The 7,501-nt window shown below is 43.6% G+C and carries 8 protein-coding genes and 1 pseudogene; 2 read left to right on the top strand and 7 right to left on the bottom strand.

Features of this window, described 5'->3' with window-relative positions; translation table 11 throughout:
- From O9295_RS16085 to O9295_RS16070, 4 genes and pseudogenes are all read right to left on the bottom strand, one after another.
- A pseudogene (locus O9295_RS16085) lies at nt 1-74 on the bottom strand (transposase); the annotation flags it as partial.
- A 242-nt stretch (nt 75-316) separates the two neighbouring features.
- Nucleotides 317-1,183, bottom strand: coding sequence for a transglutaminase family protein (locus O9295_RS16080; RefSeq protein WP_147070272.1), 867 nt, complete (start codon nt 1,181-1,183; stop codon nt 317-319).
- Nucleotides 1,183-2,184, bottom strand: coding sequence for an alpha-E domain-containing protein (locus tag O9295_RS16075; RefSeq protein WP_079208838.1), 1,002 nt, complete (start codon nt 2,182-2,184; stop codon nt 1,183-1,185). Before O9295_RS16075 ends, O9295_RS16080 begins: the two co-directional genes overlap by 1 nt.
- A gap of 114 nt (nt 2,185-2,298) precedes the next feature.
- The gene (locus tag O9295_RS16070; RefSeq protein WP_288033821.1) at nt 2,299-3,735 is read right to left on the bottom strand and encodes a circularly permuted type 2 ATP-grasp protein; all 1,437 of its coding nucleotides are present in this window, start codon (nt 3,733-3,735) and stop codon (nt 2,299-2,301) included.
- A 236-nt stretch (nt 3,736-3,971) separates the two neighbouring features.
- On the opposite strand from O9295_RS16070, the gene petB reads away from it, so the two are divergent.
- Nucleotides 3,972-4,640, top strand: a complete 669-nt coding sequence (petB, locus tag O9295_RS16065; RefSeq protein WP_002738970.1) for a cytochrome b6 — start codon at nt 3,972-3,974, stop codon at nt 4,638-4,640.
- A gap of 51 nt (nt 4,641-4,691) precedes the next feature.
- Nucleotides 4,692-5,174: a cytochrome b6-f complex subunit IV gene (gene petD / locus O9295_RS16060; RefSeq protein ID WP_002738373.1), complete on the top strand. Its 483-nt coding sequence runs from the start codon at nt 4,692-4,694 to the stop codon at nt 5,172-5,174.
- 306 nt (nt 5,175-5,480) lie between these two features.
- Here petD and O9295_RS16055 read toward each other — a convergent pair whose 3' ends face one another.
- The 3 genes from O9295_RS16055 to O9295_RS16045 all read right to left on the bottom strand — a co-directional run bounded on the left by O9295_RS16055 (nt 5,481) and on the right by O9295_RS16045 (nt 7,039).
- On the bottom strand, nt 5,481-6,290 hold the full coding sequence (locus tag O9295_RS16055) for a squalene/phytoene synthase family protein (protein WP_002798124.1): 810 nt from the start codon (nt 6,288-6,290) through the stop codon (nt 5,481-5,483).
- Between the two features lie 269 nt (nt 6,291-6,559).
- Nucleotides 6,560-6,784, bottom strand: a complete 225-nt coding sequence (locus O9295_RS16050) for a hypothetical protein (protein WP_288033819.1) — start codon at nt 6,782-6,784, stop codon at nt 6,560-6,562.
- Nucleotides 6,785-6,910: 126 nt separating this feature from the next.
- Nucleotides 6,911-7,039: a hypothetical protein gene (locus O9295_RS16045; protein WP_288033817.1), complete on the bottom strand. Its 129-nt coding sequence runs from the start codon at nt 7,037-7,039 to the stop codon at nt 6,911-6,913.
- Nucleotides 7,040-7,501: the final 462 nt, after the last annotated feature.

Raw genomic sequence — 7,501 nt, 5'->3', positions numbered from 1 at the left:
ACTGTACGAATAGCTTCATCAATGGCAGAACACTGACTTGGTTTAACCACGGCTTTCATTTCTAAGACAATCATTGTTTATCGACCTCAAACAACTTATTTTAAGTTAACCTGTAGAGCATCGGATTGTCAAGATTTTAGTGAACATTGAGCTTTTACATTGAGCCTGTCGAAATGTCGTGCTTCGCTGTTTTATACTGGTCGGGGTTTCATCCCGTCGCTAAAAGCGAGGGTCTTCACCCCGACATTCAAGATAAAACATAGCCTAAATGTCCTTTTGTTGCTGTGCCAAATCCTTTAGCCATAAAGAATCATCCTCAAGATAACAAATCGATGGAAATTGTCGATGATAGCTGAGATTCTATCACTTGATGACCGAGATTAACCGGTCGAGCATTTCCCTCTACCGGCGCGCAATAACGGGGAATTGGACTAGAAACGAGGCTTATATGACGGTCACTCACCGCTAATCCATGGCTAGGATCATAACCTTTCCAGCCGCCCCCCGGCAAGTACACCTCTACCCAAGCGTGTAAATGTCTTTCTCCTTGGTCTAAATCTCCTTCTTGATAGCCACTGACAAAACGGGAAGCTAATCCCACACAGCGACACACATCCATAAATAAAACCACCAAATCGCGACAGGAACCCTGCTTATTTTTCCAAGTGTTTCCGGGTAGATAGGGTTCCCCGGTAAGACGAATAATTTGCTGACAATTTCGGTAAATTTTGTCATTAAGATTAAACAGGAAAGATAGCACCTGTCCCTCGGTTTCCTGCATAACTTCTTGGGCTAATGCTGCCATATCAGGGTCATTATTTAACCCATAAAATTGTCTGTAGGGTTGTAATTGGCTGTGGAGGGAAATGGGATAATCAAAGGGTAAACAGGTCGCCCAAGGTTCTAACAAATACTGAAAAGGATTAACCCCATGGGTTTCCACTTCACTCACCACATCAATCAATAATTCTTCTGTCGGTTGATTAAACCAAATTTGTAAACAAGAATTGCCATCGAGGTCGATAATATTAGTTATCGTTAAAGGTTCTGGGTTAATTTTGAGTGTGAACTCTCGCAAAGTTTGCCCACCATCGGATTTTGGTCGCAAGCGCAGCAGATGGGGTGATAAAATCACGGGTTGATTATAGAAATAGTTAGTTTGATGCCGAATGTGATAACGCATTAAGTTGTTAATTGGGATTGATATTGAAAGTTATTTACTGGCAGAGGTGAGGCAAGTTCAGGATTAAAAACAAAGAAAGTTTCTGTCATTTTTATTCCCACATCATTAACTCTTTTTTGAATATGGTCGAGGAATTCATGCAATCCCATTTCAATAATATCCTCGATAGTTAGATAGCTCATTTCCGCACAAAGTCGCCCTAAACTTCTTTCTACCGAATTCCCCCAAGTTCCTACAGGAGTCCCTGTAACTTGATGCAAACAGTGGTCTAATTCCCGCAGACAAAAGTGAATTGAACGAGGAAATTCTCGATTAAGAATTAAAAATTCGGCCACGTCACTAGGAGTAATCCGTCGTTGACATTTACGATACATTTCGTAGGCACTCACCGACCGCAGTAAAGCAATCCATTGAATTTGGTCTAGAGAAGTTCCTACCCATTGAGCGGAAGGTAAGAGATAATAGTATTTAACATCAAGAATTCTGGCGGTTTTATCGGCGCGTTCCTGTAATCTTCCCATAACGCCAAAATGCCAACCTTCATTATGAGTCATCGTTGCATCCATCACCCCCGCAAAACGGTGACTAGCCAATTTAACTTGGGTAAAAAAGTTCGGTAAAGTAGTTTGAGGATGGTAAGAGGAAGCATCTTTTACCATCAAGAAAAAACCATTAACCTGTTCCCACATTTCCGAAGAAATAATCTCGCGAACTGACCGAGCATTTTCTCGCGCCCAGCGCAAACAAGAGATAATTGAACTACTATATTCCGTGTCAAATGTCAAGAAATTGATCACATTTTCTGCGGTGGCTGTGCCGTAACGTTTCTTGAATTGTTCTAAATCTCCCGTGGTTAAAACCAAAGGTTCCCACTGTTGCAAAACACTGGTAGGTACATCTAACATTAAATTAAGGTTAACATCCATAAACCGGGCGACATTTTCTGCCCGTTCAATATAGCGATTTAACCAATAAATTGAATCGGCAACTCTACTAAGCATAATTAACCAGGAAAAAGTGAAAAGGTTAGGGTGGATTGGGCGAAAATAATTTATGCACTCGACTCATGATTTAATTTTGGCCGTAACCCAGCAAAATTTTGATTATTGTCTTGATTACTTGGTTAAAACCCAAGTGTCTTTACTGCCACCACCTTGAGAAGAATTAACCACTAAAGAACCCTTTTTCAAAGCCACGCGAGTTAACCCCCCAGGATGCACATAAATTTCATCGCCACGATGGAGAATATAGGGACGTAAATCCACATGACGACCTTCAACTTCCGTGTCAATTAAAGTGGGAACCCTAGAAAGACTTAACACCGGTTGAGCGATATAATTGCGGGGATTAGCAGCAATGCGTGGGGCGAATTCTGCCCTTTGTTCGGGGGTAGCTTGAGAACCAACTAACATCCCATAACCTCCCGACTCATTAGCGGCTTTCACAACTAATTTATCGAGATTATTTAAGACATAATCTAAGTCCTTTTCTCGCCAACAAAGATAGGTAGGAACGTTATTTAAAATCGCTTCTTCTCCCAGATAATAACGAATCATATCGGGGACAAAAGCATAAATAACCTTATCATCGGCGACTCCCGTACCCGGGGCATTAGCTAAAGCGACGCGACCTTCCTGGAAAACTTTTAATAATCCGGGTACACCTAACATCGAATCGGGACGAAAAACCGCCGGATCTAAAAAGTCATCATCGAGGCGACGATATACCACATCTACCCGTCTTAATCCCTTGGTGGTTTTCATTTGTAGATAACCATCAAAGACGACTAAATCACGCCCTTCCACTAATTCTACCCCCATTTGTTGGGCAATAAAAGAATGTTCAAAGTAGGCAGAATTATAGGTTCCGGGGGTTAAAACCACCACGGTGGGATTAGGTAATTGGGGTGGGGCTAAATTGAGGAGAGTTTCCAACAGGTGGGAAGGATAATCATCCACCGGTTTAACATTCATTGTCTGGAAAATATCGGGGAAAGTGCTTTTCATTACCCGACGATTTTCGAGGACATAGGAAATACCGGAAGGAACCCGCAAATTATCCTCTAAAACGTACCATTGACCATCTTTATCGCGGACTAAATCGGTTCCCGTGATGTGACACCAGATACCTCCGGCGGGTTTCAGTCCCACACAGGGTTTCAGAAATCCCGTCGCCGAGGCGATTAATTCGGGGGGAATAATACCATCTTTAATGATTAACTGGTCATTGTAGATATCGGAGAGAAAAAGATTGAGAGCTTTGATGCGTTGTTTCAGGCCTCTTTCTAAATAATCCCAGTCCTCAGCCGAGACAATTCGGGGAATAATATCAAAAGGAAAGATTTTTTCCACCCCTTGATTGTCGCTATAGACATTGAAAGTCACCCCCAATTCAAACAGGGCCGACTGAGCGGTTTCCCGGTGTTGTTGAAGTTCTCGGGGTGGCAGATTCTGCAACCATTTGATTAAAGGGGACGAGTGGGGACGAGGTTGACCATCATCTAAGAATAGTTCGTCGTAGAAGCCTTCGGGATCGTAGGTATTTAATAGCACGCTGACCTCATTTCATACCTTACCTATTCCCAGTGTCGGACAATTGCCCTGATTTTTTGTAGTCTAGGAGACATTTTAAGGGAAATTTTAGGAAGTTACGTTTTTCAGGTCTAGCGATCGCCAATTGATCCCCACCGGTGGAGAAACCTGACAAGAGCGAGAATTAGCCCTGAAAACTGTGTTACATTTTTTAAAGGTCACACCTTAAATCTTTCATTTTTCTTACTGGTTACGCGATGTTTACCAAACAAGTAACGGATTCCAAAGCCTATCAATGGTTTGAGGAACGCTTAGAAATTCAAGGGATCGCTGATGATATCAGCACCAAATACGTTCCCCCCCACGTTAATATCTTCTACTGTCTGGGTGGTATCACCCTTGTGTGCTTCGTGATCCAGTTTGCCACTGGTTTCGCCATGACCTTCTACTACAAACCCACTGTAGCAGAGGCCCTCTCCTCCGTACAGTACATCATGAACGAAGTTAACTTTGGTTGGTTAATTCGTTCTATCCATCGCTGGTCTGCCAGTATGATGGTGTTAATGATGATCCTGCACGTTTTCCGCGTCTATCTGACCGGTGGCTTCAAAAAACCTCGGGAATTAACCTGGGTAACTGGGGTTGTCCTGGCCGTGATCACCGTTAGCTTCGGTGTCACCGGTTACTCCTTACCCTGGGATCAGGTGGGTTACTGGGCGGTTAAAATCGTTTCCGGTGTACCTGCTGCTATTCCCGTCGTCGGTGATCAACTCGTCACCCTGATGCGCGGTAGCGAAAGCGTCGGTCAAGCAACTTTAACCCGTTTCTACAGCTTACATACCTTTGTACTACCCTGGTCGATCGCGGTCTTCATGTTGCTACATTTCTTGATGATCCGTAAACAAGGCATTTCTGGGCCTCTATAATTCAGAAAAATATCTCTGTCGATCCGAAATCATTTTTAGGAGACATTATCCATGTCCACATTAAAAAAGCCCGATCTCAGCGATCCCGCTCTGCGCGCTAAGTTGGCTAAAGGGATGGGTCACAACTACTACGGTGAACCCGCTTGGCCTAACGATCTGCTCTATGTCTTCCCGGTGGTTATCTTTGGTACGATCGGACTCTGCACCGGTTTAGCGATTATGGATCCCACCATGATCGGTGAACCTGCCGATCCTTTCGCTACTCCCCTAGAAATTCTGCCAGAGTGGTATCTTTATCCCGTTTTCCAAATTCTCCGTATTCTTCCTAACAAACTCTTAGGTATCGCTTGCATGGCCGGCGTTCCCCTAGGCTTGATGTTAGTTCCCTTTATTGAAAGCGTCAATAAATTCCAAAATCCTTTCCGTCGTCCCGTCGCTACCGCTATCTTCCTATTTGGTACTGTGGTCACGATCTGGTTAGGTATTGGTGCCACTTTCCCCATCGATATATCTTTAACTCTCGGTTTGTTCTAAGTTACTGAACGCCACCGGTTTGTTGCCCACGCTTGTGATTCCTGACTTTGGAAGAGCGATCGTGGGCAATTTTAATTGGGGTTTGCGGCAAAAAGTTTTTCTTGGGGGCAGGGTGTGGGGTGTGGGGTGTGGGGTGTAGGGTTTTACCGATTTTCAGGTGGTCAACTACCTAATTTTCAGGGAAAAAGTCCAGGAATTTTCCCCCTGATCACTCCCAGTCCGGTACTTTTTGATTGACAAAAAGTCTAAAAGTCTTACCCAACAAGGTTTTTAGATTTATTCAGCCAACCCTAATTGTGATTTCCTCTAACGGGTAATTTGTTGTACCAAAGCGATGACATCGCTGCGGCTGAGTTTTTCCTTACCTAAAGCTAGGACTTCGAGAGTGCCATGGGCTAAAGCGAGGGGAATCTTACAAAAATCAAGTGCCGGCCCATTAGGCAGCGATTGAGTGTAATAATCGGCTAATTTCAGATTACGACGGGCATAATTATGAATATCACTAATTGTCCAACCCTGGGGCAGAAAACTTACCCCCCGGCGCAGATCCTCGCCATGGTTGCGGGCAATATTAACCGCTTGTAAACCCCGACCAAAACCGATGGCATAACTGCGATTAGTTTGAGTGCCGTCGTACCAATTCCAGAGGTCAGACAGCAATAAACCCACGGCACCGGCCACACTAAAGGTATATTGATCTAATTCTATTTCTGTGCGAATATCCCAGTTATTCCCAGCCCAGTAGGCCATGCGATCGGCCATGGCCGCCGTGGCATCCCAGACCCGCGGGGCGATCGAATCCGGTGCTAACAGGGCCCATTCGCCAATTCTCAGGGTTACTTCCGGCAAAATCTCCCGATGGACTAAGCCAAAAGCAAAGTCCTCTTTGGTGGAATTTTCAGTACCTGCTTGTAAGTTCAGGCTAATTTGTCTTAATATCTGCGATTTACTGAAGTTATCTAGGTCGGGATGGTCTTCTACTTCATCGATCGCCCTCATACAGAGATAAGCTGAGGCTACTGCCTCGAGCAGGCGATCCGGTAAACGACTTATGGGAATATAAAAAGTTCGACTCGTTTCTTGCAGAATCGTTAAAGCATTATCGCGCAAATTCATTCAGTCCTCTCCTCACGCCAACTTAGGTAACTACGAGTTAAACCAATCCGATAGATCGGTTTAGGTGATTCCGATGTTCCTAAGACAAAGTTGCTGTCTATTGTAGTATTATTATTCAAAATTTCGAGATTATTCTCGAAAAAATCAACCTTTAGGGTCTTCTTGACAATTTTTCTTTCTGGGATATGTGAGGGATAATTACGGGAATTTTTCGAGATTACGGGCTTAAAAAGTAGTTTTTGCCCATTTTTAAGCAGTATTTTGCGGCTTCATGGCAGGGATTGAAAGGAGGTCACTTGTAAAACTGGCCCGATCATGGCCAGAGTCATCACATCTGAGCGAATTTCACCCATAACTGTCACTTTTGCCTTTTTTTGAGTTAATTCGGCAGGCGGTTCCATTAATTCGTAGGTTTGACCGTTATCAGCAATTAATGCCCAAGTTCCCGTGCCTATTTCGATTCTTTTTACCTGACCGGTTACACTAATATTCATGCTTTAATTTCGCTCATCGAGGCGATCGCAATTGCTGCCACCGTTACAAGCATTTTATCGATATCTTTCCTCGGCATTGATTGTCAATTGTGCCGGACTTTAACCTCATAAATCAGTTTTTTTTATCTAAAAAGCGATTGCCACTTCCGCCACCACCCCTAAGAGGGATGCCACAGCCGCTAAAATTATTATTTCTCGATCGGATTGTCTCATAACTATCTGAGTATAAATTACTAATCTTAGTCTATACCACATCTAACCTAGAGTTAAATTGATCTATAGCGGTTCTCACACCTGTGTGGCACAGCTAAACCTTTGCTGATTAAGCTTTTCAACATCGATAATGTACCTCTTGCAAACAGGAAACGCTATAAATTATTTTATCCATAGATAAAAAGCTATAAAAGTTATCGGAAAAATCGGGTCTAAAACCTCGCCTTAAGGCGAAAAGTTGGTGGAGCGGGGCATAAATCCCCGTTACAAAAACGGCCTGCTGCCCCCTGCCTCCGTTAACGGCAAAAACGGCGAAATCTATGTCCAGATTGCCCTGTATTATTTGTTCAGGAAGCCCTAACACTAATTAGGGCTGGCTGAATAAATCTAAAAACCTTGTTGGGTAAGACTTTTAGACCTTTTGTCAATCAAAAAGTACTGGATCTGGGAGTGATCGGGGGGAAATTTAGGCACTTTTTCCCTGAAAATTAGGTAATTGGCCAC

This window comes from Microcystis sp. LE18-22.4A, assembly GCF_027531105.1.
In the GTDB taxonomy this organism is placed as follows: Bacteria; Cyanobacteriota; Cyanobacteriia; order Cyanobacteriales; family Microcystaceae; genus Microcystis; species Microcystis aeruginosa.
Note: the sequence above shows the minus strand (reverse complement) of the source record. Positions and strands in the feature narration are given on the sequence as shown.

Bases quoted from the DNA above. Each gene is read 5' to 3' on its own strand.
- O9295_RS16080 (WP_147070272.1), bottom strand. From the start codon at position 1,183: ATGCGTTATCACATTCGGCATCAAACTAACTATTTCTATAATCAACCC.
- O9295_RS16055 (WP_002798124.1), bottom strand. From the start codon at position 6,290: ATGAATTTGCGCGATAATGCTTTAACGATTCTGCAAGAAACGAGTCGA.
- O9295_RS16045 (WP_288033817.1), bottom strand. From the start codon at position 7,039: ATGTGGTATAGACTAAGATTAGTAATTTATACTCAGATAGTTATGAGA.
- petB (WP_002738970.1), top strand. From the start codon at position 3,972: ATGTTTACCAAACAAGTAACGGATTCCAAAGCCTATCAATGGTTTGAG.
- petD (WP_002738373.1), top strand. From the start codon at position 4,692: ATGTCCACATTAAAAAAGCCCGATCTCAGCGATCCCGCTCTGCGCGCT.
- O9295_RS16050 (WP_288033819.1), bottom strand. From the start codon at position 6,784: ATGAATATTAGTGTAACCGGTCAGGTAAAAAGAATCGAAATAGGCACG.
- O9295_RS16075 (WP_079208838.1), bottom strand. From the start codon at position 2,184: ATGCTTAGTAGAGTTGCCGATTCAATTTATTGGTTAAATCGCTATATT.